The following is a 25,151-nucleotide window of genomic DNA, read 5'->3' as shown; positions in this document are numbered from 1 at the left end:
TCTGCTTTGCATGATCAGCCGAGCCTCATGTTCGTGACCCCAACGAAGCGATCGTAGACGTAGTAAAGGACAAGTACCGCCGTCAGAAGCAATGCGCCAAGCGCCGCAGCGAGGCCCCAGTTCAACGAGCGGGTCAGATTGTCCGCAATGAAGTAACTCACCATTTGATCGCCCGCGCCGCCCAATAGCGCCGGCGTAATGTAGTAACCAAGCGCCAAAATGAACACGAGCAACGCGCCCGCGCTCATTCCCGGAACGCATTGCGGCAGATATACGCGCAGGAAGCATATCGCCGGCGGTGCACCGAGCGAGCGTGCTGCTCGCACATACGAGGTCGGGATCTGACGCATCACCGAATACATCGGAAGGATGGTAAAGGGCAGAAGAATGTGCGTCATCGCAATGACGACACCGAAGCGGTTGAACATCATTGGAACGGGAGACGAAATCAGCCCGACGCTCTCAAGGAACGAATTGATCACCCCGTTCTCCTGAAGCAGAACGATCCACGCGGTGGTCCGCACCAACAATGACGTCCAGAATGGCAACAGCACGAGAATTAGCAGAAGGTTCGCGACACGGTCCTTCAAGTGTGCGAGAAGATATGCGATCGGAAACCCGAGCGCCAGGCACATCAGCGTGACCATGATGCTGATGCCACCGGTGCGAAGAAACACGTCCACGTATACCCGCTCTTCCGGCGGTTGCCGGACGATGGATCCAAGCGCGTCCCGACGCATGTCCAGTGCGGAGAGAAGAAACAAATCGTTGTTGGCGGAAGCGAGATTGCGTATCGTGCCCCAGGCGACCGGAGTTCCCCATATGGGATCCGCATGGATGAACACCTCTTTCCATGGCCCGCCATCACGTGCGTTGACGCGCCGGCTCGCTTTTACGAACGCCGCGCGCAGACCGCTCTGCTCGATGTTGAGGCGCGCCGCGATATCGCCGGTAGTCTGATTGCCGGCCGCATTCTTCATGTCGGTGGCCAGCGCAGCGTACACCGCTTCAGGAGGCGCATCTTGTCGCGAGCCATTCCAGGCCTTGAGCGCGCCTACCGTGTTGACCAACCCTTCGGGCACGGTCGTATTGTGGAAGCTCCTGACGAGGATGGTGCCCAGCGGAAGCACGAAACTGAGCATGACGAACAGGAACAGCGGAGCAATAAGCGCATACGCCTTCAGATGTCCACGGCGTTCCGCTCGACGCAAACTGCGCTTGAGCCGCGCAGTCTCAACCGGAATCCCGTTGTAGTCGGACAGCGCCGTTGCGAGACCAGCTCCATCCGCGGAAGCGGACACGGTGTCAGAGATCATGGTTTCCATCAGGCAATAGAGAGAGGGGCACGACGCGCGGGCGCAGCACGCGCTGCGCCCGCTGCCGATTCACTTTGCGAGCCACGCCGAGAAGCGCTTGTTGATGTCGTCACCGTATTCGCTCCAGAACTCGGCATCAGACACAACGACCCGCCCCGTTTGCCCGGCGTTCGGAAGCGATGATTTGGTCGCACCCGTCACCTTGTTGAGCGCCGAGGTGCGTGGGGGTGCGTACGGGATGATGTTCGCCTGCGCCGCAAGCGGTTGCGTCCCGGTTGCGAAGCGCACGAAGTCCAGCGCAGTAGCCGTTTTCTTACCGTTCTTGAGTACAACCCAGCCCTCAGGAATCTGGACCTGCCCGTCCCACACGATGGCGAAATTGCGTTTGTCCTTCACGTTCGCGTCGTAGATCCGGCCGTTGTACACACTGGTCATCACGACTTCACCAGAAGCGAGCAGTTGAGGAGGTTGAGCACCTGCGGTCCACCACACAAGTTGCGACTTGATGGTGTCGAGCTTCTTGAAGGCGCGATCGACTCCGGCTGGCGTCGACAACGTCTTGTAAAGGTCCGCTGGCGCGACGCCATCGGCCATCAGCGCCCATTCCAGCGCCACACCCGGTGCCTTGCGCAAGGCACGCTTGCCGGGATACTTCGCAAGGTCGAAAAAGTCGTTGATCGTTTTCGGACCACCGCCGCCATACTTGGCCTTGTCGTAAGCGAGGACATTGGCATAGAGATCGGTGGGAACGCCACACTCCGACATCAACCCCTTCGAAAAATCCTTGGATGCCGGCACGCCGTCGTCGCCTGCCGGAAGTTTCGAATAACCGATCTTTTCGAACAAGCCTTCGTCGCATCCCTTCAGCGCATCGAATGCCTCGACGTTCACGACGTCCCATTTCACGTTGCCCGTCTTGACCTGCGACTGGATTTCAGCCAGGCCGCCGTCATAGTCCTCCGAGATGACCTTGATTCCGGTCTTCGCCGTGAACGGTGCTTGCATCGCTTTCTGTTGGGCTGCCGCGATCGCACCTCCCCAGCTCGTTACGGTAATCGACTGCTGCGCAGCAGCGACTCCGGACAGCGACACAAGACTCGCAATGATTGCAACGCGCCAGCACGCCAAGCTCTTTACAGTTTTCATGAGGCCTCCTTCGGGTTTATCGGGTCGACGGGGAATCCACATTCACTCGACATTCAGCGCACGGCAATCGTGCGCACGCCATCCAATATTGATCTGGCTCGCAGGTGCCAACGTCTTTGCTCTGCCATCGTTGGGCACCGCGACGACAAAGTGTTCGAGCCCACATGCACGCAGCCGGACGCGCGCGTATTTGCCCAGGTAGGTCACATCAACGACTCGTGCGGGCACGCGGATGTCGACGTCGTGAGGCTCCGGTTCGATCACCACGCGTTCGGGACGTAGCGAAAGGCGGGTGCGCTCACCCGAACCGTGGTCGGCGACGCGCTGGGCGGGAATAAGCGACCCATCCGGCAGGCGAACTCGGCACTGGTCGCCGTCGACCGTATCGACGTGACCGTCGAAAGCGTTGTTTTCGCCGATGAATTGGGCAACGAATGCGTTACACGGACGTTCGTACAGGGATATCGGATCGTCGATCTGCTGAATCACGCCCTGATGAAACACCGCGACGCGGTCCGACATCGCCAGTGCCTCGCTCTGGTCGTGTGTGACATAAACGACGGTAAGCCCGAGGTCCCGATGCAATCGCTTGATTTCGTATTGCAACTGCTCGCGTAACTGCTTGTCCAGGGCCGATAGCGGCTCGTCCATCAATACCAGCTTCGGCTCGAAAACGAGCGCGCGGGCCACCGCCACACGCTGTTGCTGTCCTCCCGACATCTGCGCCGGGCGCCGAGTACCGAACCCCGCGAGCCCGACCATGTCAAGCGCTCGTCGCACCCGTTCGGCCACGTCGCGTCCCGCCATTTTTCTGACCTTCAGCGGAAACGCAACATTCTCGGCAACAGTCATGTGAGGAAATAGCGCGTAGTTCTGGAAGACCATGCCGATGTTGCGTTTCTCGGGCGCGATATGGGTGATCGGTTTTCCATCGAGGAGGATTTCACCGGACGTCGCAGTCTCAAACCCCGCAAGCATCAATAGCGAGGTCGTTTTGCCCGAACCCGACGGGCCGAGCAGCGTCAGGAATTCGCCTTGAGCGACATCGAGGTTGAGATCCTTGACGACCAGGGTCTCGCCGTCATACGACTTCTGGACGTTCCTGAACTGCACCAGCGGCTGATTCATGGACTTCTCCTCGGTTGGGTACGGGACGGCGCCCGATCGCGGCGCGACGCGCACAGGCGGCCGTCGATCCGACGGTGCAAAGCGCGCCGTGTACGCCCGCCAGTTCAGCTGGCGGAGCGGGTATCACGCTCGCATCGTTGGCGGACAAATTTGCCCCAACAATAGAGTCAATTACCGATTGTCGACAATTGATTCCTGACCTACACTCAGCTTACTCAGAATTGGGAGTCGCAAATGCAGAGAAGCCCCCGGCCCCTTCGCCCGGTAGTCCGTCAATCGACTGAATCGCTGACGATCAATAACCTGCGTGAGTACGTCCTTTCGGGCGCGGCCCGCCCGGGGGAACGGATCACCGAAGCGGCGCTGGCGACCGAACTGCAAGTCGCGCGCGGCACGGTACGCACGGGGCTCCACCGTCTCGCCACCGAAGGATTGGTCGTTCAGACGCCGTATTCCGGCTGGCACGTCGCAGAACTCGACGACGCAGATATCTGGGAGCTCTATACGTTGCGCGGATGCCTCGAGGGGTTAGCCGCCCGGCTCGCTGCGGAACGCATGACCGACGAAAAGCGAGTTCGGCTACGCGGTCTGTATGAGCGCTTCACGACTGCTTGCCACAGCGGAGATCACTCGGCGGCCAGTCAGCTGGATTTCGAGCTCCATCTAGCGATCGTCGAAGCGGCGGAGCATTCGCGCTTGCTCGAGCACTACCGGCTGGTCGCGCAGCAAGTGAGGCTATTCATTCAGTCGAGCAACTCCTTCTATGCGGACCGCCTGGAGGATCTTGTTCCCCAGCACGCGCCGATCATTGAAGCGGTCCTGAGTGGAGATTCGAGAAGCGCCGCTGAAGCGGCCCAGCAGCACAACGAAACAGTCGGTCCGCAATTCCTGGAATCCATGCGGCAAAGTAAGGCCAACTCCGGCGCCTGATACACCATTACCGTCGCGTACGAAAAGGAAATACCATGGCTGAGAACGATGTGCTCGATCGAGAATGGACCGCGACAACGAGCGTCCGTGCAGATCTGACTGCCGTGTTTCGCTGGGCAGCCAGACTCGGCTTCCACGAAGGAATCTGCAATCACTTCAGTGCGATGCTGCCGGACAAGCCGGGTTGCTATCTGATCAACCCATTCGGCAAGCACTTCTCCGAAATGCGGGCGAGCGACCTCCTCGTCGTCGACGCAGAAGGCCGCGTGATTCAGGGCAACGGCGAGGTCGAAGCAACCGCTTTCCATATCCATTCCGAGATTCATCGTGCCAGACCGGACGCGCTCTGCGTACTTCACACGCACATGCCTTATGCGACGGCGATCGCGTCGCTAGATCACGGCAGGCTTGCCATGTGTCACCAGAACGCCGCGCGCTTTTACGGACGCATCGCTTACGACGACGACACGACGGAGGCCTTCCAGGGGCTCGCGCTCAGTGGTAGCGAAGGCGCGCGGATGGTACGCGCGTTGGGCGACAAGAGCGCACTGATTCTGAAAAGCCACGGCCCGCTAGTGGTCGGCGCGAGCGTCGCGGAAGCATTCGACGACCTCTACTATCTTGAACGTGCGGCACAAAACCAGGTGCTCGCGGCGTCCATGAACCAAACACTCGCCGAGATCGATCAAGACACGGCGCGCAGAACCGCGGCGGACTTCAAGATCTATGCACCGACGGCAGCGCGCGCGCATCTGGATGCGATACAGCGCATCCTGGACAAGGACGATCCTGCCTGGCGCGTGTGACGCTTTCTGATTTCTCGAGCTGACGAGCGGTAGCCTGACTATTCAGCAGCCGGGCAGTCAATCGTCGACCGAACCCAGTGTTTCTATCGAGCCGCAAGGAATGTATATGACCATCATCGACGACACCGTTTCGTTTACGCGCATGGACCAGGGCACCGAGGAGGAGTATCGATTCCTCGAAAAGAAGTTCGAACCGCTTTTCTCCGGACTTGCCGATACCGTGCTCGCGTTACTGAAGCAACTGAAAGGCGATCGAATCGGCTACAAGATCGACCGGTATGAGCATTCCTTGCAGGCTGCCACACGCGCATACCGCGACGGAGCCGACGAAGATACGATCGTCATGACGCTTCTACACGATGTAGGTGATACGCTTGCGCCGGAAAACCATTGCGAACTCGCGGTCGCCATCCTGCGCCCCTATATCTCGGACGAGAATCTCTGGATCCTCAAGCATCACGCTATCTTCCAGGGGTACTACTACTATCACCACGTTGGCCGCAACCGGAACGAGCGGGATCGGTATCGTGACCATCCGCTATTCCAACGCGCCGTCGACTGGTGCGATAAATGGGATCAGGTATCGTTCGATCCTGACTACGACACCCTGCCGCTGGAGTTCTTCGAGCCGATGGTGCGCAAAATCTTCTCGCGCAATAAGTTTCGGTACGGCGACTGATATTGACAGCGACGGTGCCGCACATTCGTGCGGTGTGCGGCACCTGCATAACACGAATTCGACATATTGATCAGTTATCTACAGACTGCCTTTGCATCCGGATATCGTACGAATGGATCGCACTGTCGATTGACAGGCCGTGGTCAAACGCGGCTCTCGGACCGCAGCGCCTAGCAGGCTGTTGAAATTGGATACGGTGTAAACGGGCCCTGAGGGCGGTGCGTTAGAGATATCGTTTTCATGATCTTGGGCAGGCGAGAGCGATGCGCGGAATGGACGAGATGCAAGAACCGCTGTTCACGACGGTGAAGCTGGAAGACTTCGTGCCGGCCGATCATCCGTTGCGACCGCTTCGGTTGCTGGTCAATCAAGCGCTGAAGCGACTTAACGGATTGTTCGGCACGATTTACGCAGACAGCGGCCGTGCGTCGATCCCCCCCGAGAAGCTGCTGCGTGCGTTGCTGCTGCAGGTGCTGTACTCGGTGCGCAGCGAGCGCATGCTGACGGAGCAGATGCGCTACAACCTGCTGTTCCGCTTGGTTCGTCGGACTGGCGATCGAAGACGCCGTCTGGGACCACTCGGTGTTCTCCAAGAACCGGGATCGTCTGCTCGAGCACGAAGTGGTCGAAGCGTTCTTTACCGAAGTCATGAGCTTGGCCGACAAGCGAGGGCTGCTGTCCAGAGAACACTTCTCGGTCGATGGCACGCTGATCCAGGCTTGGGCCAGCCACAAGAGCTTCCGGCCCAAGGACGGCTCGGACGATCCACCAGCCGGCGGTGGCCGCAATGTCGACACCGACTGGAAGGGCAAGCGGCGCAGCAACGACACGCATGAATCGAGCACTGATCCGGATGCGCGCCTGTTCCGAAAGGAACGACAAAGCGGAGCCATCCTTTGTTATCAGGGGCACATCCTGATGGAGAACCGCTCGGGCTTGGTGGTCGGCGCCGTGGTCAGTCACGCGGACGGTTTCGGCGAACGCGCGAGTGCATTGCGCCTGCTCGATTGGGTCGTCACGCCAAGACGCTCGGTGCCGACAAGGGTTACGACATGCGCGACTTTGTGCGGGATTGCCGAACGCGCAAAGTGACGCCGCGCGTCTCGCGCAACGACACGCATCAAGGCGGCAGCGCGATCGACGGACGGACGTCGCGGCACGCCGGTTATGGCATCAGCCAAGTGATTCGCAAGCGCATCGAGGAGCACTTCGGCTGGGGCAAGACCGTCGGCAGGATTCGGCAGACCGCGTATCGCGGCATCCAACGGGTCGACCAGCACTTCAAGCTGACGATGCTGGCGAGCAACCTGACTCGAATGGCCCACATACTGGCAGCGGTGCCGCAAGGAGCGACGCGATGAGCCGCCCGAGCGCAGCAGTTGCGTGGCAACACGCCGGCCGGCCCGCTCGCCAGCGGGGTAGCCGGCACGATTCGTCTGCAACTCAACGGCCAATCGCATACGAAACCCTTTTAAACAGTGCCCCGATCGCCAAAGTGAGGCGCTTTTCAACAGCCTGCTAGGCTCCGCCGACGCAGCCTCAGCAGGCAAGCTGCAAGGTCGATGGACGCGGTCCCGCGCCCACGTTCGTCCAAGTAGGTTCGTTAGTGCGTATAACCTGCCGCTGTTTCGGTGAGGCTCTTGCCCTTTGTCTCGGGCGCAAGCCATTGCGACAACGCCGCCCCGAGCACCGCAATTCCAGCAGCGACCAACATCGTTCCCGAAGAGCCGATATGAACGATTGACCATGGCAGAAGGAAAGTCCCAAGACCAGCCCCCACCCTGCTCACCGCAGCTGCGAAGCCCGTCCCGATTCCTCGAGCTTCAGTCGGGAAAACTTCTGCCGGGTAGATCGCAGTCAGCGTGTTGTACACCGCATTGAAGAACGAGAAGATCAGGAACAGGACGAGCACTGCAACTGGCGGTGCGCTCGCCCAAAGACCAATTGCGGCGAGGACTGCAGTGCACAACCATTGCGGCGGCACGGTCAGCGTGCGGCGGCCGACCTTGTCGATTAACAACACGGTGAAAACCACACCGGCCAAGGCGACCGCCGAGAGACCAACTCCGCCCGCCAGCCCTCCGCCAAGCCCGTACTTTTGGAGCACGCCGTCTGCAAACGTAGCAATCGCAAAATACGGAGTAACGGCGCAAAACCAAAACATCGACATGAACACGGTCGCGCGCCAATACCGCGGTGAGAACAACATGCCGAGCCGGATGCAGTTCTTGGTCGTGCATTCCCGCTCGATGTCGGCCATCTCTTCGGCACTTTCCAAGTACCGTCGAGCGATTGTGCGAGCCTCCCCGAGCCGTTTCTGATTCCATAGCCAACGAGGCGACTCCGGCAGGCCGATCCGCGCTACGAACAAGATTGCAGCGATGAACGTGCTCGTTGCCAAGATGAACCGCCAACCGACATCGGTAGATTGATTCAGCACGTACCCCACGGTAAAGGCAACCATGAATCCCGCATACCACGCGATTTGAACTGCGGCCATCAATCGTCCGCGCATCCTCGCGGGTGCGAACTCTGATAAAAGGGGCCAGCCAACCGAGTATTCAGCGCCAATCGCGACGCCCATCATCAGGCGCACAATGAAAATCTGCAGCGGCGAGGTAACGAAAAACTGCGCGGCCGATGCAATGACAAACAGTGCCATATCGGCCATGAACAGCGGCTTGCGGCCGTATTTGTCCGCGGCCCAACCGCCCAACGGGGACCCGAACAGGATGCCGAAGAGTGCACCGGCAGCGATCAAACCTTCCCAGAACATCGAGATGCCGAGGTCCGCACTCAATCGTTCGCCCACCGGGCCGACAATGCCCAGGATATAGCCGTCAAGAAATGTCCCGCCCGCCAAGACGAAAATCAATCTCATCATAAAGCGCCGTTTGAAAGCGGCCGATGTCTCCAGCGCGGCGCTGTCGCCAAAGGCGGGCAAAGTCTCGTTATGCACTGGCATAGTTGCTCCTCCATTTGTTATGCACCCGTTCTTGGGACGGATGCTCAATTTCCTGCTCACTACATCCGTCGCGCACGGCTTCCAGAACTTCTCATGGCACCGTTTCAACACCGCCGACGTCTCTATAACGGCAAAGCGCCAACTTGACATTCGGCGCAGTTCCGCGCGGCGGTAGCGCATGCAGCCTATCGGCGCGCGGCGTCGACTCTGGCCGAACACATGCCGCAACACCCCCGGTCCGCCTCACCTAGGAAGCATGCGACCATCGGCCCGCTATCCGGACTAAATATAAGTTTGGCGCAAATTTTCTGCAATAAAAAATTTCACGGATTTTTTTCCAACCAAGTAAGGCGAGTTCGATAAGGGCCGATGCCAGATCGCGCACCATGATCGTGCACAACGGCCAGAGATCGATGCTTGAAGTGGCGCGCACCGACCGTCGCTTAGCCCTCCGCCTCTTCATGCCATCACTTCTGTCATAGCCTGCGCCACCCCGGCGGGCCCCGTCAGCCGCCCCCGAACAGCTGGCAGATCGCCATCAAGCAATCCGCTGCTTGCTAAAGGGTCGACATCCATGCAGCGGGGACCCAACGGACGAGGGAGATTGCTCGCAGAGAGCGGACGACCATCGAGGGATGGATCGGAACGCCACCTAAATTTCTTGCATAAAAAAATGTTTGGATGTATTTTTTCTACAGTGCAATTTCGCTTGCCCCCTCAAGGGCGAGCGATCGTTGTGCAGCATCGCTGCATCGCCTTGTTGCTCGTTGTGCCGGTCACATCGGCCGGCGGCGAGTTGTTCCATATGACTGAGAAACGGAAATGCCTTCGCAAATGAACCTGTCCATGTCAACCATGCCCCTGTGGTTTCAACCCGGGCTGGGGCGGCCGCGACTGACCGGTACGATCGAGGCTGACGTGGTCATCGTCGGGGCCGGCTACACGGGGCTTTGGACCACCTATTACCTGTTGAAGGCTCAGCCGGAGCTTCGGGTCGTTCTTGTCGAGAGAGACATCGTCGGGTTTGGCGCGTCCGGCCGCAACGGTGGGTGGGCATCAGCAATTTTCCCCATCTCGCTCTTGCGCGTGGCCCAAATGTATTCGCATGATGCCGCGCTGGAATTGCAGGCAGCCATGAACGAGACGGTCGACGAGATCGGTCGGGTGCTCGAGCGTGAAGCGTTGGATGCAGATTTCCAGAAGGAAGGTTTCATATCGCTGGCGCGTAGCGACGCACAGCTAGTTCGGGCTCGCGCTGCCGTTGAAGCGTCGAGACGTTTCGGCCTTCCAGGTCAATGGCGTGCACTGGATTCAGCCGCAGCGCGCGAAAAAGTCGGCGCAAGCGATGTAATCGGCGCTCTCTATACCGAACATTGCGCGGTGATCCATCCAGGAAAACTGGTGCATGGTCTCGCGAAGTTGGTCGAAGGTATGGGCGCGCGAATTTTTGAGAACTCCGCGGTAACAAGCATCAAGCCGGGGATTATCAGCACCGCCGACGGTAACGTGAAGGCTGAGACAGTGGTGCGTGCTACCGAGGCGTTCTCCTGCCAGCAACCTGAAAATCATCGCTCTGTCGTCCCCCTCTACTCGCTCGTCCTTGCCACCCAGCCATTGTCGGTGGATTTGCGGCAGAGGTTGCACCTCAACCACCGTCTGGCCTTCAACGACATGCGCCATCTGCGTGTGTACGGACAAGTGACCGCCGAAGGGCGGCTGGTTTTCGGGGGGCGGGGTGCTCCGTATAAATGGGGCTCGACAATGTCCGACGACCTCGGGGACGCCCACAGCAAAATCCGCGAATCGATGGTGGAACTCTTCCCCGAGCTAGCCGACGTGGCCATCACTCACCGTTGGGGCGGCGCCCTCGGTGTTGCCCGTGATTGGTGTCCAACCGTGAGCATGGACAAACGTACTCGCACCGCTTGGGCCGGCAACTATGCAGGCGACGGCGTGGCGACAAGCAACTTGGCCGGACGCATTCTGCGCAATTTGATTCTCGATGTTGACGAGAAGGTCAATCGGCTGCCGCTCGTCAATCACCGATCGCCTTCGTGGGAAGCGGAGCCTTTGCGTTGGCTCGGTATCAACGGTGGCCTTTTCGCTGCGGGGTTGAGCGACCTCGAAGAGAAGTGGACCAATCATCCATCGCGTACTGCCATGCTTATGGAAAAGCTGACGGGTGCGCATTAAAAGGGGCTTGTATGAACAAATTCACCATCGTGAAGGCACAGCAAATTGCAGTGGCCGAGCTCACTCCTCGCGGGCAACGCGCCGGAGCCGACAAGGGCGATCCGCAGATCGCCACTCAGGCGCTCGCGGAAAACGCCACGGGCAATCTGGGAATATGGGAATGTCAGCCTGGCGGCTGGCCGATCGTCAACCGTCCCGATACCGAGTTCACGTACATTTTATCGGGACGCGCCACGCTGACCGATGACGCAAGCGGTGAAGTCGTCGAAATCGGTGCCGGCGATCTCGTGATCCTGCCGCCCGGTTGGACGGGGCGTTGGGACATCATTGAACCGGTGAGAAAGGTTTACGCGATTTACTGATGCGCAGCTCGCGTGGATGGCCCGCAATTGCGGGCTTCCTGCGAACTGAAACAACAGCTGAGGCAATAGAGAGACGTTGAGGGATCCAACGTCCAAACCTGCGCACAATCGCACCGCCGCGACCACGCACCATGCGTCGAGCATGTGCGTCGATTCACTGACGTCGCTTCATTTTCTTGAAGACCGTTTCTTTGGTGCGCCCGAACTCGGGCATCCGTATGAGATATGGGTTCCGGGGCGCACCGATGTGGTCGTCAGTGGATTGTGTCGACCTGCCATTCGCGGTGCCGAATCCGCTCTTTCCGCTCATCGCACACACTTTCCACCTCAAGTGACCGGAATTTTCCAACTAAGACCGGGACGGAAATTGGGCCAGCCTCAAGTCCACGAAAGCGAGAAACTTGTCGATAGCTGTGCACTGGTAGCCCCGTCGCGCAACCTTCATCGCGTCAATCTCGACGCGGTTTCTGGAACATCTCGGATGTGCCGGCCTCTTGGGCGAATCAAACGGCTTCTCTGAAGCTTCGAACGGAACTGGCGAATGGTCCAGAGACATTTCTCTGTGCACGTGCAGTCGCAATTCGTTCTGGCCCCTCTGCCCCCTCTTGCTCAGTCTGCAAGCGAAGATTCGCTGCCCGATCAGCGTCAGAAACTTTCGATTCGAGTTGCGCATAGGCGACGGCGTTGAAAGCGAAGACCTTCTTCTCCCACCTCCTGATCACGGCTCACTCACCTGCGAAGCGCTGCCCCAGAGATGCCTCTACGCGCACACACGAGACCGGCATCGCCGGTCTCGTGATACACGGCACCCAACGTAATCTCGCCGAGATTTCGCGCTCGATCGCTCAATCTTAGTTAATACGTTGTCCATTAGTTACACATGTAAAACTATCTGCCGACTCCGGATCTCCTGTTCCCTTGTAGCGAGCGACTTCAGGATAAGCACACAGCGGGCGGGAGCGTACCTTACTCCAGGTTGACGAAAGATCCTTGCTTGTTCCATTTACGCTGGCTCTCACAGAATCGGGCACAACACCCTTTTCGACCCAATTCACGATCAGACTAAGCATGTCGAACTGATCGGTCGATGGGCCGCCCGAGCAATGATTCATCCCCGGAACTGGAAAGAGTCGCGCAAATTGCTGGCCCTTGGTATTCGGCGGCTGAAGGCCGTTGTACCAGTTGGCAGTATCGTTGAATGAGAAGATCGGATCGCCTGTACCGTGATAAACGATGAGCTTCGCCCCGCGAGCACGCAAGGTGGACAAGTTCGTCGCATTGGGTGGTGTCATGAACTGCATTGCCGATTCCGTGAAAGCGCCGCTGGTCGCGAAGATCTTTGGCGCATCGGTATCCATTCTGTACATCGTGAGGAAGGACTGAAAGTCCGCCGGAGCGACCTGCACTGGCGGTGTTGTAAAAATGTAGGGTGTGCTCGCGCCGCCTAACGCGACGTTAATATAGGTCTTCCAGTTCGCCCAGCCAGACCCGCCCACACCAGGATCAAGAGGAAACGAGGAGTAAAGCTGCGTCCCCATTGAGTTTCGAGCACCGGCAAAAATACTTGCCACCGCCGATTTTTGATCCCCTGTGAGACATGTCCCATCACGGGATGCAGTGCATGTTGGTACATCTTTCTGCAAATCGAAGGCAGTCTGACAGGCATCGACATTAAGTACCATCCCGTCTGTTGCCCCGTCGAGTGCATCGCATTTCGCGACGATCTTGGCAGCGACAAGAGCACGTTCCTGAGCGGTAAAACCTGAGCCTAGGTCAAGGCCACTGGTCAACGGATTGACTGAACCGGGCGTTGCAATTCGGCTTAGTTGCTGCGTGTCCCAAGCGACTTCGACGGCTGCTTTTGGAAGATCGAAGCCTGGATCGCCAGCGACAATCCCGTCGTACTGGTCCGCATACCGTGAAGCCGCAACCATGCCGTGACGTCCACCGTTGGAACAACCCGCCATATACATCCGATCTGGCTGTCTCCCGTAGGCGGCCTTCACGAGTTCGCGCGCCATAGGAGTAAGCTTCCCGACTGCTTGGTAACCATAGTCCAACCGGGCTTGCGGATCGAGGGCAAAATGGTTAGGTCCACCTATGTTCTGTGCTGAATTGTGTCCGGCGTCAGAACTCAGTACCGCAAAACCCATGCTCAAACCGGACGGCGTCAACGCCGAATTACCTTGCGGTGCGGTAGCAGCGACAACAACGCCATCCGAGCCACCGTTTCCCTGATACACGAAGCGACCATTCCAAGCGGTCGGCATTCGCATCTCGAATCCAATTGCGTAGCTGCCATTCGCACCGGTTCGCCGGTACATTTCCCCTTTAATCAAACAATGTTGCCCTACCGCTGAGCCGGCAACCGTACCCGCCGGTACGATCTCCGCGCTGTTGATTGTGGTGTTCGCGAACTTGAAACCATCGGCAAGGCTGGTGCAAGCCTCGAGCGTGCCTGGAGTCGCTGCGGCCAACTGTGGAAGTGACTCTACTATGTCACCACCGCTGCCGTCACAGCCTCCTAGAAGGGCCATGAAACTTCCCGTCCATATGATAGCGACCGTGCGACTGTTCATCATTATTCTCCGAGTGAATAAGATTCGATCAGACCAGAAAGGACTCGGACTTTTGTGCCAACTGTATTGGCCAACGTCCATGTCTACAACGGCGTAAGCGTCGATGAAATCAATACAACGCTTCTGCATACAACCGCGCAATTGGCATCCCGCACTGCTTCATTCCCTTCAAGGCGGCACACGAAGTACTGCTAGTGAAAGGAGCACTGAAGCAAGCGCCGACGGCCAAATGGCTTTGTACAGGCGACGTCGGACAGCGTAGGCGATCACACAGACGCGGCCAATGGAATTGACGGCCATTTCTATTCGTATTCCTGCTTGATTCCCGGAATCTGCCCTGCGCGATATCTGAAGTGCGCGTGTTGGAATCAAGGATCGCAACACCTGCCTGAGGCGTGGTTTTACGACCAGACAGCCAATGAAAACCTCGCTGCGACAAAATCCTCACCGTGGCCGAATCGTATGGACGCCAGTTTGGGGGGCACAGTGGGCAGACGAACATCATGGCTACAGCGGCGACGGCGAAAAGGCTACCGCGGTCGGATGTATCCAACTCTATCGAACTGCCCCCAAGCAGATTTATCAGAATTTATGTCGAATACCGATGCGCAGTGCCGTCTGGTGATTGCTGCTGGACGCTGTCAGACCGTTAATGGAAGCCACTGCTGGCCTGTCGGTGGAGTCGATGCCGGATGCCTTCTGAAAGACGCCGATCAAATAGAAATCCGTTCGTTTGGAGAGAAAATAGTCTGCGCCAACCGAGCCCTGGTGGTAAGTCGCACCAGGATTCGAACTCGTCATCGTGGCGGTGCTTCCGCCCTTGGTGTAGTCATATGCAATGCCCAGCAACAATGAAGGACTGACTTGATAGCGGAAGTTCACTTCCACGTTGTTGAAATGTGCTGATCCTGAATAGTGGTTCGGATTCGGGCCCGATGCGACTGTATCGCCCAGTCCGGCAAATCGTGTATACGAATACGTCGCGCCGACGGTCGCGGCCCCAATCGTATAGGCAGCTCCGGCTCCCACGACCTGATAGGTATGGGCCGACATGAATCCACTTATCACCGGAGTAGACGAATTTGCGGTGGCAGCAGTCAACGGGGTTGCTGAACTGTCTCCGAAGAACCCAACATTGGCATTTCTCACGTTCAGGTAACCCAACCCAAGCGTAACGGGTCCGCCGGCATATCCGACGCCCATAGACCACACCTGGTTCTGAGTTACGTTACCGGCGACCCCGCCAAAGCTGTACAGGCCACCGAATGTGACCCCTCTGATATTCGGACTTGTATATTTGATCGCGTTATTGGTTCTCTGACCATTGTTGAAGTTGTCAATATCACCCGGGTGAGCGCCAATATAACCGGCCCACTGATGGCTAATGGCTATCGGCGAGGCATAGTCGACAACCGAGTCATATTGACGACCAAGCGTTACTGTTCCGAGACGGTTATCGGCCAGACCGATATACGCCTGACGCCCGAAAAGCAATCCACCTTGACTCAGCCGGCCATTGTTGACATCGAAACCGTTTTCAAGCGTGAAGATCGCCTTGAGACCGTTCCCAAGATCCTCCGTACCCTTGATTCCCCATCGACTTCCTTGCAGCACACCGCTTGAAAGGTTGAATAGTCTCTTTCCTCCGCTGGAAGTAGAAACATTGCTCGTATAATTAATACCTTCGTCGATGACGCCATAAAGCGTAACCGAACTTTGAGCGTGAGCTACCGTACCGACGAGCGCGAAGCCTGCCAAGCAAAAGGTCACTTCCTTTTTCATTCCCGTCTCCTTTTGAAAATCTTTTACTTATTATATAAATAATAATTTTTCTTGTACTTTGCTCATCGAGAGAGTTGCTCGAGTCCGACGTTTCGAGTGCGTGGTCCCATAACTCCTATGCAGAGCATGACGATGGTCATGGCGCCCGCAATAAAAACGAACACGCCACTCGTACCAAAGTGCTTCAAGATGTCTGCAATGATGAACGCCGAGAATATGGCGGACAGGCGACTCCACGAATAGACGAAGCCTACGGCTCGAGCACGAATACTCGTCGGAAACAGCTCCGTCTGGTAGGCATGGTAGGTAAAGGAAATGATGTTTCCGGCCAACGTCAGGCAGACGCCCATTGCGACAAGAAAGATCGTTTCGCGAAACTGGCTGAACAGGAGTCCACAAACAACGTTGATCAGGCTCATTACCACAATCACGGTCTTGCGTTCGAACCGGTCCGCGATGAGCAATCCAAGCAATGGTCCGATGGGGGCAGCAATCGCAATGATGCTCGAATACATCAGGCTGTGCGTGACGGTGACGCCCTGTTTTATCAGCAGCGTAGGAACCCAGCTCGCGAACCCGTAGTAGCCGATCGTCTGACAGACATGAAATATCACGAGCATGACGGTTCGCTTGCCGAAAGGCTTGACCCACATATCCCGGAAACTCGCCTGAGGTGCCGCGGGCTCGCTCGGGGTCGGCGCCGGGAGCGGGCCACCATACTGACGTTCGACTTGACTTTCCAGTCTTCTCAGGACTGCATCGGCCTCTTCAAGACGCCCTTTTTGTGCGAGCCATCGAGGACTCTCCGGCAAGCGCAGCCTTACCCACCACACGAAAATGCCGCCATGTGCGCCAAGCAGGATAACCCAACGCCAACCGTCAAGTCCAAAGAACGAATGCGGAACAAGGAGGTAGGAGAGAAACGCAACAAGCGGAACCGCTGTGAAACCGATCGCCTGGCCGGTTGCGAAAGCACGACCGCGAATATGCTTTGGTACAAGTTCGGAGATGTACGTGCCGATTGTGATCAGTTCGACACCTAAACCAAGACCCGCGATGAAGCGCCAGATATTGAGTCCGAAAGCTGTGTCCTGGAACGCCATGACTGTATTTGCGGCGACATAGGCGAGCAAAGCGTAGGTAAAGATGGCTCGTCGCCCGAATCTGTCAGCAAGGAATCCACAGGCGAGTGTGCCGATGAACAAACCACTAAACAGTGCGGCAATGAAGCTCGCAACACCGGTCGTCCCGAAGATTCCGTGAGTCGTCTGGGTCAGTACACCGCTCTTGATCAGGCCCGGAGCGATGTAGCCCGTGTACATCAGGTCATAGATCTCGAAGAAATACCCGAGGCTGAGCATGATAACCATCATCCAGACAGCTCGGGTCGGGGGTAGGCGATCGAGTCTTGCCGCAATGCTGCCGGCGGATAGTTCTACCTGGTCGCCGGGGCGAGATTGATCGGCTGCTCCGATGTCGCCGGCAGGCAGATGCCCCGGCGCATAGGCAATAGTCGTTGAGAGTCTCATCTGTGTCTCCTGGATTCGGTCTTAAGCCGATTTTTTTGAGGGCGTCTATTGGCGCCCGACTTCAGGCGCATCGCTGAATCCCAGTTACCCGATGCGGTGGAGCGCTTGCTTGTATTCGCTACTCTTCGCTGCATATGCGGCCGCATTTGCAGCGAGCTGTTCGATTTCGCGAGTATTCAGTTCCCTCACGGCCTTTGCGGGAGAACCGATAATGAGCACGTTGTCTGGAAACACCTTGCCCTCCGTAACGAGCGCACCGGCGCCGACCAGAGAGTTTTTTCCAATCACGGCACCGTTCAACACCACTGCTTGAATCCCGACGAGACTCCCGGCTCCGATCTTGCAACCATGCAGCATGGCCTGATGCCCGATGCTGACGTTTTCCTCGACCACCACAGGAAAGCCTGGATCGACATGAAGAACCGCGCCCTCTTGAACATTGCTGTTCGCGCCAATGAAAATAGGCTCGTTGTCGCCCCTCAACACAGCGTTGCTCCACACGCTGGCACCTGAGCCAACGGTTACCCGACCAATGACGGTTGAACCGTCGACGATGAAGGCGGATTCCGCAATAACAGGCAGGTAGTCAGCCAATCCATATATCGGCACATGAACTCCTTATTTCTTGATCAATGAGAGCGCTCTCTGAGCAAAGAATGCTGCGTCACCTTGCCGAGGCAGGAGGCTCCAGCGTTTCCAGGGATCGGCGGCACATCTCGTGGATCTCATCCGGCGTGTAGCCGAGCGATCCGAGCACCTCCTCCGTATGCTGGCCAATCGACGCGATAGGCAATCTCGGCTGGAGCCGAGCGCCGTCCATCGACAGCGGTAACAACGGCATTTCCGTTTCCGAGCCATCCTCCAGCCCGAGCTTGGCCAATCCCCCACTAGCTTTGAGATGCGGATCCTCAAACAGCTCTTCGGGCCGCGTGATGTTGGCGAACGGCACAAGGTTCGATTCGAACGCCACCGCAAGTGCGGGTGGACTGCAGGTGCGAAGCGTTTCAGCGAGAATCGGGATCATCCATTCCCGGGCGCGGACTCGATCGTTATTCGATTGCAACCGACTGTCTTCAAGCAAATCCTGGCGCCCGACGATGTTGCAGAGCGCTCGCCATTGGGCATCCCCTGTCGCTGCAACGAACATCTGGTGCCCGTCTGCAAGCTGAAACACGTCATAGACAGCCCAGGCGTTGATGCGCTCGGGCATCGGTGCGGCGGGCTGACCGGTCACGGCAAACTGCTGCATGTGCTGTGCCGAGAGCAGGACGCAGTTCTCAAACAACGCCGATTGCACTTCTTTGCCGAATCCGGTGGATTGGCGTTCGTAGAGGGCCGCAAGAACGCCAATTGCACCGAACATGCCGCCCATGATGTCGTTGACCGAGCTGCCGGCGCGAAGCGGGCGTCCTACCGGCCCCGTCATGTACGCGAGACCGGCCATCATCTGCACGACTTCGTCCAGCGCGAGCCGCTTGTCGTATGGGCCGCTCAGAAAGCCTTTATGCGAAACGTAGATGAGGCCCGGGTTGCGCTGGCGCAGCGTCTCGTAGTCGAAGCCCAGCTCCTTCATCTTGCCGGGCTTGAAGTTTTCGATAAAGACGTCGGCAGTTTCGACGAGCCTTGACAGCGCTGCGCGCCCGCTCTCGTCATCGAGTTCGAGGGCAATACTTTTCTTGTTTCGGTTGAAGGTTCTGAAGAAACCGGCACCCGCTCCGAGAAGCCGGCGCGTATTGTCTCCTTTCGGGGGTTCGACCTTGATCACTTCCGCGCCGAGGTCACCCAGGATCATGCCGCAAGTCGGACCCATGACCATGTGCGACAGTTCGACGACAACGATGCCGTTGAGCGGGAGACTGGGGGTAGCAGTATTAGAATCAGGTTTGGTTCGGTTCATTATTGTTCCCCACGCGCGCTGAGTTCCTGCGGGACGGATCCGTCGAGAATGCCATCTCGCCCGATGGAGCCATGGAGCGGAACATCGGGAATTGCCTGTCGCAGAACTGCTCTGCCCTCGATGAGCTTGTGCAGGTCGATACCGGTATCAAAGCCCATGCAGTGCAGCATGTAGACGAGATCTTCAGTCGCAACGTTGCCGGTTGCTCCCGGAGCATTCGGGCAACCGCCGAGACCCGCGAGCGATGCGTCGAATTCCCTTATGCCGTGCTCGAGCGCAACCAGGGTATTCGCGAGTGCCAAGCCCCGGGTATCGTGAAGGTGGAGGCTGGTGACCTTTGTACCGGCCGCAGCAAGGAGAATCTCCAAAAGACGACCGACATGGAGTGGCGTAGCGTGTCCGGTGGTGTCCCCAAGCGCGATAACGTCGGCGCCGGCTTCAATTGCATGGAGGGCGATTCTCAGCACGTCGCGTTCAGGTACGTAGCCTTGAAACGGACATCCGAAGACCGTCGACAAGCCGGCAATCAACTTGGTTCGGGACCATGCCGGGTCACTGTCCCGAAGTGCCCGTATTCGTCGAAACTCGTCGATCATTTCGACAGGCGTTCGACGGACATTGGCGAGGCTGTGCTTTTCGCTGACGGAAATTGGTACAACGATCCGGTGAGCACCGGCTTTCAGCGCATTCTCTGCCCCCTTCATGTTCGGGACGAGCGCCGTAACTATGAGTCCCGGAAGGGTACGGGCGTGTGCCACGATGGACTCGGCATCCGCCATTTGCGGAAGCAATCTGGCCGGAACGAATGAGGCGACCTCGATATGCCGCACGCCGGCATCATAGGCGCTATTGATCCACGCTTTCTTGGCTTCCGTCGGCATGATTTCCGGGATGCTCTGCAAGCCATCTCGAAGTCCGACCTCTTGTACGACCGCGGTTTTCGTCACGTTGCAACCTCTGCTCATCTAACGAACCCCGAGAGTGCCGGTTCCAGACACCTGGAACAATCTGCGGGGTGCGATGGCATCCATCGCGCTTCACGATGGCTTGGCAGGGCCGTTTGACGGGGCCGCAGCGGCATACGTGTAATCCCTGTCAGGGGAAATCCCCGCTGCTACGAGGGGTCCGAGGCTGAGTCGATTAGATGATCGAAAAAGCGTCGTGCGGCCACGGTCAGTCGATCGACCTGCTGAACGCAGATAACGAACTGCCGGGTGGCCCATTTATCCGATAGCGGGATCGCGCAGAGATCGTACGTTTGCCGGTATTTAGCAATAGCCTCCAACGGCAGTATCGCCAGTCCGAGGTTCAGCTGAACCAGGCGACAAGCTGCCTCAAAGGTCGATACGTTGGCACGATAGCGGAGCTGACGCGCATGCTGAGACGCTACGCGCTTCATCAGCGAGTTGAGCGCGGCGTTGACTGATAGACCGATCTGTTCGTGGTCAAGCGTGTCCGAGAATGACAGCGTTGTCGCATCAGCGAGCGGATGGCTTCGATTCACGACGACGGCGAAATGGTCGGACCGGAACGGCAGCATCTGAACATCGGCACCATCGACAAAGTCGCGGCAGATCCCGATATCCGCCGTTCCGTCAGCAATCCCGCGGACAACGTCGCTACTCACACGCTCCTCGAGTACGACGCTGATCTTCTCATTCGATTTCAAGAACGACGCAATTTGGTCTGGAACGAACTCGACTATGGACGAAACGTTCGCGAGCACACGGACAAGCCCGCGCACGCCAGTCGAAAACTCGCTCAAGTCCGCCTGTAGGGCCTCCACACCGTGCATAAGATACCGTGCGTGGCGCAGAAGAATTTCGCCGGCCGGCGTCGGCGTCACCCCGCGAGCTCGCCGCAGCAACAAAGTGGTTCTCAGCGCTCGCTCCATGTCTGCGATGCGCTTGCTGATCGCTGCCGCCGCCATCGCTTCCCGTGTGCTCGCACGCGCAATGCTACCTTCCTCGCAGGTGGCGATGAAGACCTTGAGCGATGTCGGGTCGGGTTGCCACATCCTGCATCTCCTGTCTGAAACGCCGAGCGTACTCGTGCCAAGGTCCGTCATGGCGCAAAAGCTTAGCCTATTGGGCTCGATGTACTCAACGTCCGTACGCTATTCGAGCCGGATCGGCAGACGCCATGAACGGTCGACATTGACGCGGGCAACGTCAACCCGCATCGGAACCCTTGGCGGCTGATAGCATCCCACCATCAAGCCGTGGTCACGAATCGCCTTGAGTCCGGTACGCTTGAAGCAATTGCGCTTTGCGCTTTTCCGCCGCGGCAATGTTGCGTTCCTTCACGTGGCCGAAGCCGCGAATATCGTCCGGGAGGCGTGCCAGTTGCAAAGCCGCGGGGAGTCGCTCGACATTTAGCGTCATGCAGAATTCGTCAATGAGCGCCATATAGTCATTGATCAACTGCCGCTCGCGGCGTCGTTCCACCGTCTTGCCGAACGGATCCAGCACTGTACCGCGTAGCGCTTTCATGCGGGCAAGGATCCGGAATGCCGGCAGTATCCACGACCCGAACCGTGCTTTTCGGAGATGGCCCCTTCCATCCTGCTTCGCTAACATCGGCGGTGCGAGATGGAAGCTCAGCGTGTAGTCACGCCCCGGTTCGCCTTCGAACTGCTGCCGGAGCTTGTCGAGATAGGCAGGATCCGCATAGAGGCGGGCGACTTCGTATTCGTCCTTGTACGCCATCAGCTTCGCGAGGTTCGCGGCAACCGCCTGCGTCAGCGGCAACGCCGGATCGCCGCCGAGTTGCGTTTCCTTCGCCTGCATCCTGTCGACCACACGGCGATAGGCCTGCGCGTAGCCGTCGCTCTGGTATGCTGTCAGAAGCGCTTGACGCGCGGCGACCAGCGTGTCGATCGATTCGGGCACCGACGCGGCTATCGGTTGCGGTGCGGTAGAGGATCGGCCGAGCCCTTGAACCGACGCTGCGCCGTGATGCGCGACATGGCGACCCCAGTGAAATGCCTGCTGGTTCTTGTCGACCGCGACCCCGTTGAGCTCGATCGCGCGCAGCAGGGCCGGCAGCCCGAGCGGTAGCCAGCCCTTTTGCCATGCGAAACCGAGCAGGAGCGGATTGCTGTAGATCGTGTCCCCGAGCAGCGCGAGCGCCAGCGCATTGGCGTCGATGAACGAGCAGCCACCGCCGATGCTGTCCAGCAATGCAGATTCCGTTTGCGCGCCCGGAAACACCCATTTCGGATTCTTGACGAATTCCGCCGTGGGTGTCTCGCCGCTGTTGATCGCGGCAACGGTCACGCCATGCTGCGTTCGGGATAGCACATCGGCTGCTGCCGACACGATCGCGTCGCAGCCGATCACGAGCCGGGCTTCGCCCGTCGCGATGCGCGTTGCATGCAGCGCGTCCGGCGCGGAGGCAATCTGGACATGGCTCAGCACCGCACCACCTTTCTGTGCAAGGCCCGCCATGTCGAGCACGGTGACACCCTTACCCTCGAGATGTGCAGCCATCCCGATCAGGCCACCGATCGTCACGACACCCGTCCCGCCTACGCCCGTGACGAGCACCCCATAGGGCCGGGCGATATCGGGCAGCGAGGGCATCGGTAGCGCGTCGACATCAGGCTGGCCGGCGCCGTTGCGGCGCGCTGGTTGCGGCTTGCGAAGCTGCGCGCCTTCGGCAATCACGAAGCTCGGACAGAAGCCGTTCACGCACGAGAAGTCCTTGTTGCAGGACGACTGGTTGACCTTCCGCTTGGTGCCGAGCGGCGTCTGCAGCGGCTCCACGGACAGGCAGTTCGACTGCACCGAGCAATCACCGCAACCCTCGCACACGGCATCATTGATGAACGCCTGCCGCGCCGGGTTGGGATACGTGCCGCGCTTGCGGCGCCGGCGCTTCTCGGTCGCGCAGGTCTGGTCGTAAATGAGGATGGTTGTGCCGGGCGTATCGCGCAACATACGCTGGATCTCATCGAGCTGGTCGCGATGGTGAACGTCGACCCTCGCCGGCAGCACGACATCGGCGTCGTATTTCTGCGGTTCATCGGTTACGATGACGATCCGCGTTGCACCCTCCGCGTGAACCTGATGGGCGATCTGCGGGACGGTCAGCACGCCGTCGACCGGCTGGCCACCCGTCATCGCGACAGCGTCGTTATAGAGAATCTTGTAGGTGATGCTCGCCTGTGCGGCGATCGCCGCGCGGATCGCGAGCAGCCCGGAATGGAAATACGTGCCGTCGCCGAGATTGACGAACACGTGACGGTCGCCGGAAAAACGCATCTGACCAATCCATGCGACGCCTTCACCGCCCATCTGGCTGAACGTGTCGGTGCTACGGTCCATCCACATCGACATGTAGTGGCAGCCGATACCTGCCAGCGCGCGCGAGCCTTCCGGGACACGGGTGGACGTGTTGTGCGGGCAGCCGGAGCAGAACCACGGCTTGCGCTCGACCGACACGCGCGGCCTTGCCGCTTCCCGTTCCTTCGCTTCGATGACCGCGACCCGAGCCAGCATGCGCGCGCGAATGTCAACGGGCAGATCCGCGCGAATCAGCCGCCTGGCGATGGCTTTCGCGATCAGCGCGGGCGATAACTCGTAATGCGCAGGCAACAACCAACTGCCGCGTGGTACCGACCATTCGCCGCCTTCATTGTCGCGCTCGTCGAACTTGCCATAGATCTTCGGGCGAACGTCCTCGCGCCAGTTGTACAGCTCTTCCTTCAGTGCGTATTCGAGAATCTGTCGCTTCTCCTCGACGACCAGAATCTCTTCGAGCCCGGTAGCAAACGCGCGCGCGTCCTGTGCGTCCAGCGGCCATACGCATCCCACTTTCAGCACGCGCACGCCGATCTGGGCACAGACGTCGTCGTCGAGACCGAGGTCGCTGAGCGCCTGGCGCACGTCTAGATAGGCCTTGCCCGCCGTGATGATGCCGAAGCGCGGTGTCGGCGAGTCGATGACCACGCGATTCAGCTTGTTGGCGCGCACGTAAGCCAGCGCCGCATACCATTTTTCATCCAGCAGGCGTGCTTCCTGCGCGAGTGGTGAATCGGGCCAGCGGATGTTGAGCCCACCGACCGGCAACACGTGGTCGGTCGGCGTGACGATGCGGACCCGGTCCGGATCGAGATCGACCGACGCAGTCGATTCGATGACGTCCGTCACGCACTTCATCGCGACCCACAGGCCTGAGTACCGGCTCATCGCCCAGCCGTGCAGCCCGTAGTCGAGATACTCCTGCACGTTGGCCGGATACAGAACGGGCATGCCCGCCGCGATGAACGCGTGCTCGGACTGGTGGGCAACGGACGACGACTTGGCCGCGTGATCGTCGCCGGCGAGGACGAGCACGCCGCCGCGCGCATCGCTGCCCGCGGAGTTCGCGTGCTTGAACACGTCGCCGGTCCGGTCGACGCCCGGCCCCTTGCCGTACCACATGCCGAACACGCCATCCCGCGTTGCGCCCGGCCACAGGTTGATTTGCTGCGTGCCCCACACGGCCGTCGCGGCGAGGTCTTCGTTGACACCGGGCTGGAACACGATGTCATTCGCCTCGAGATGCCTCTTCGCCTTCCAAAGCGACTGGTCGAGCGCACCGAGCGGCGAGCCACGGTAGCCGGAAACGAACCCGGCAGTATTGAGCCCGACCTTGCGGTCGCGCGCCTTCTGTAACATCGGCAGCCGCACGAGGGCCTGCGTCCCGCTGATATAGACGCGGCCTTTTTCCAGCGTGTACTTGTCGTCGAGGGATACTGCAGCGTCGTGCGGCGCGGATACGGCAACTACGTTCGTGGCGGGGGCGGTCATGGCGATCTGTCTCCTGTCGTCCGATTTTTCCGCCGAGTATAGGA

The 25,151-nt window shown here is 58.9% G+C and carries 17 protein-coding genes and 1 pseudogene; 6 read left to right on the top strand and 12 right to left on the bottom strand.

All coding sequences use genetic code 11. The features are described from left to right. Positions 1–14 precede the first annotated feature (14 nt). The 3 genes from U4Z31_RS27015 to U4Z31_RS27005 are packed head-to-tail and all read right to left on the bottom strand — an operon-like array spanning position 15 to position 3,590. Positions 15–1,325, bottom strand: a complete 1,311-nt coding sequence (locus tag U4Z31_RS27015) for an ABC transporter permease (protein ID WP_321811915.1) — start codon at positions 1,323–1,325, stop codon at positions 15–17. 60 nt (positions 1,326–1,385) lie between these two features. Further along, complete coding sequence (locus U4Z31_RS27010; protein WP_321811914.1) at positions 1,386–2,462, bottom strand: ABC transporter substrate-binding protein; 1,077 nt, start codon at positions 2,460–2,462, stop codon at positions 1,386–1,388. A gap of 42 nt (positions 2,463–2,504) precedes the next feature. Next, positions 2,505–3,590 carry an ABC transporter ATP-binding protein gene (locus U4Z31_RS27005; protein WP_321811913.1) on the bottom strand — a complete coding sequence of 362 codons (1,086 nt, stop codon included), beginning with the start codon at positions 3,588–3,590 and terminating at the stop codon, positions 2,505–2,507. 234 nt (positions 3,591–3,824) lie between these two features. Here U4Z31_RS27005 and U4Z31_RS27000 point away from each other — a divergent pair, with 234 nt between their 5' ends. From U4Z31_RS27000 to U4Z31_RS26985, 4 genes and pseudogenes are all read left to right on the top strand, one after another. Beyond that, positions 3,825–4,520 (top strand): GntR family transcriptional regulator, encoded by a 696-nt coding sequence (locus U4Z31_RS27000; protein WP_321811912.1) that lies wholly within the window; start codon positions 3,825–3,827, stop codon positions 4,518–4,520. Positions 4,521–4,555: 35 nt separating this feature from the next. Then, complete coding sequence (locus U4Z31_RS26995; protein WP_321811911.1) at positions 4,556–5,326, top strand: aldolase; 771 nt, start codon at positions 4,556–4,558, stop codon at positions 5,324–5,326. Positions 5,327–5,432: 106 nt separating this feature from the next. Then, a complete protein-coding gene (locus tag U4Z31_RS26990; RefSeq protein WP_321811910.1) occupies positions 5,433–6,005 on the top strand; it encodes an HD domain-containing protein in 573 nt (190 codons plus the stop codon). Between the two features lie 263 nt (positions 6,006–6,268). Beyond that, positions 6,269–7,366 (top strand): annotated as a pseudogene (locus U4Z31_RS26985) (IS5 family transposase). A gap of 242 nt (positions 7,367–7,608) precedes the next feature. Here U4Z31_RS26985 and U4Z31_RS26980 read toward each other — a convergent pair. Continuing rightward, the gene (locus tag U4Z31_RS26980; protein ID WP_321811909.1) at positions 7,609–8,970 is read right to left on the bottom strand and encodes an MFS transporter; all 1,362 of its coding nucleotides are present in this window, start codon (positions 8,968–8,970) and stop codon (positions 7,609–7,611) included. 834 nt (positions 8,971–9,804) lie between these two features. On the opposite strand from U4Z31_RS26980, the gene U4Z31_RS26975 reads away from it, so the two are divergent. Continuing rightward, on the top strand, positions 9,805–11,163 hold the full coding sequence (locus U4Z31_RS26975) for an FAD-dependent oxidoreductase (protein ID WP_321811908.1): 1,359 nt from the start codon (positions 9,805–9,807) through the stop codon (positions 11,161–11,163). An 11-nt stretch (positions 11,164–11,174) separates the two neighbouring features. Next, entirely contained in the window at positions 11,175–11,525 is a 351-nt protein-coding gene (locus U4Z31_RS26970; protein WP_321811907.1) for a cupin domain-containing protein, read from the top strand. A gap of 851 nt (positions 11,526–12,376) precedes the next feature. Here the strand turns inward: U4Z31_RS26970 and U4Z31_RS26960 are convergent. The 8 genes from U4Z31_RS26960 to U4Z31_RS26925 form a co-directional block, all read right to left on the bottom strand. Then, positions 12,377–14,104 (bottom strand): tannase/feruloyl esterase family alpha/beta hydrolase, encoded by a 1,728-nt coding sequence (locus U4Z31_RS26960; RefSeq protein ID WP_321811906.1) that lies wholly within the window; start codon positions 14,102–14,104, stop codon positions 12,377–12,379. A 582-nt stretch (positions 14,105–14,686) separates the two neighbouring features. Next, complete coding sequence (locus tag U4Z31_RS26955) at positions 14,687–15,886, bottom strand: porin (RefSeq protein ID WP_321811905.1); 1,200 nt, start codon at positions 15,884–15,886, stop codon at positions 14,687–14,689. A gap of 62 nt (positions 15,887–15,948) precedes the next feature. Beyond that, positions 15,949–17,415, bottom strand: a complete 1,467-nt coding sequence (locus U4Z31_RS26950) for an MFS transporter (protein WP_321811904.1) — start codon at positions 17,413–17,415, stop codon at positions 15,949–15,951. 84 nt (positions 17,416–17,499) lie between these two features. Beyond that, a complete protein-coding gene (locus U4Z31_RS26945; protein WP_321811903.1) occupies positions 17,500–18,024 on the bottom strand; it encodes a gamma carbonic anhydrase family protein in 525 nt (174 codons plus the stop codon). Between the two features lie 55 nt (positions 18,025–18,079). Next, positions 18,080–19,312 (bottom strand): CaiB/BaiF CoA-transferase family protein, encoded by a 1,233-nt coding sequence (locus tag U4Z31_RS26940; protein ID WP_321811902.1) that lies wholly within the window; start codon positions 19,310–19,312, stop codon positions 18,080–18,082. Continuing rightward, a complete protein-coding gene (locus U4Z31_RS26935) occupies positions 19,312–20,277 on the bottom strand; it encodes a hydroxymethylglutaryl-CoA lyase (RefSeq protein ID WP_321811901.1) in 966 nt (321 codons plus the stop codon). The genes U4Z31_RS26940 and U4Z31_RS26935 overlap by 1 nt, the downstream gene beginning before the upstream one ends. A 149-nt stretch (positions 20,278–20,426) precedes the next feature. Continuing rightward, positions 20,427–21,329: a LysR family transcriptional regulator gene (locus tag U4Z31_RS26930; protein WP_321811900.1), complete on the bottom strand. Its 903-nt coding sequence runs from the start codon at positions 21,327–21,329 to the stop codon at positions 20,427–20,429. A gap of 208 nt (positions 21,330–21,537) precedes the next feature. Continuing rightward, positions 21,538–25,107, bottom strand: a complete 3,570-nt coding sequence (locus U4Z31_RS26925) for an indolepyruvate ferredoxin oxidoreductase family protein (protein WP_321811899.1) — start codon at positions 25,105–25,107, stop codon at positions 21,538–21,540. Positions 25,108–25,151 lie beyond the last annotated feature (44 nt).

This window comes from Burkholderia sp. BCC1985, assembly GCF_905339915.1.
Lineage (GTDB): Bacteria > Pseudomonadota > Gammaproteobacteria > Burkholderiales > Burkholderiaceae > Burkholderia.
The sequence above is the reverse complement of the archived record's forward strand: the minus strand, read 5'-3'. Positions and strand labels throughout refer to the sequence as shown.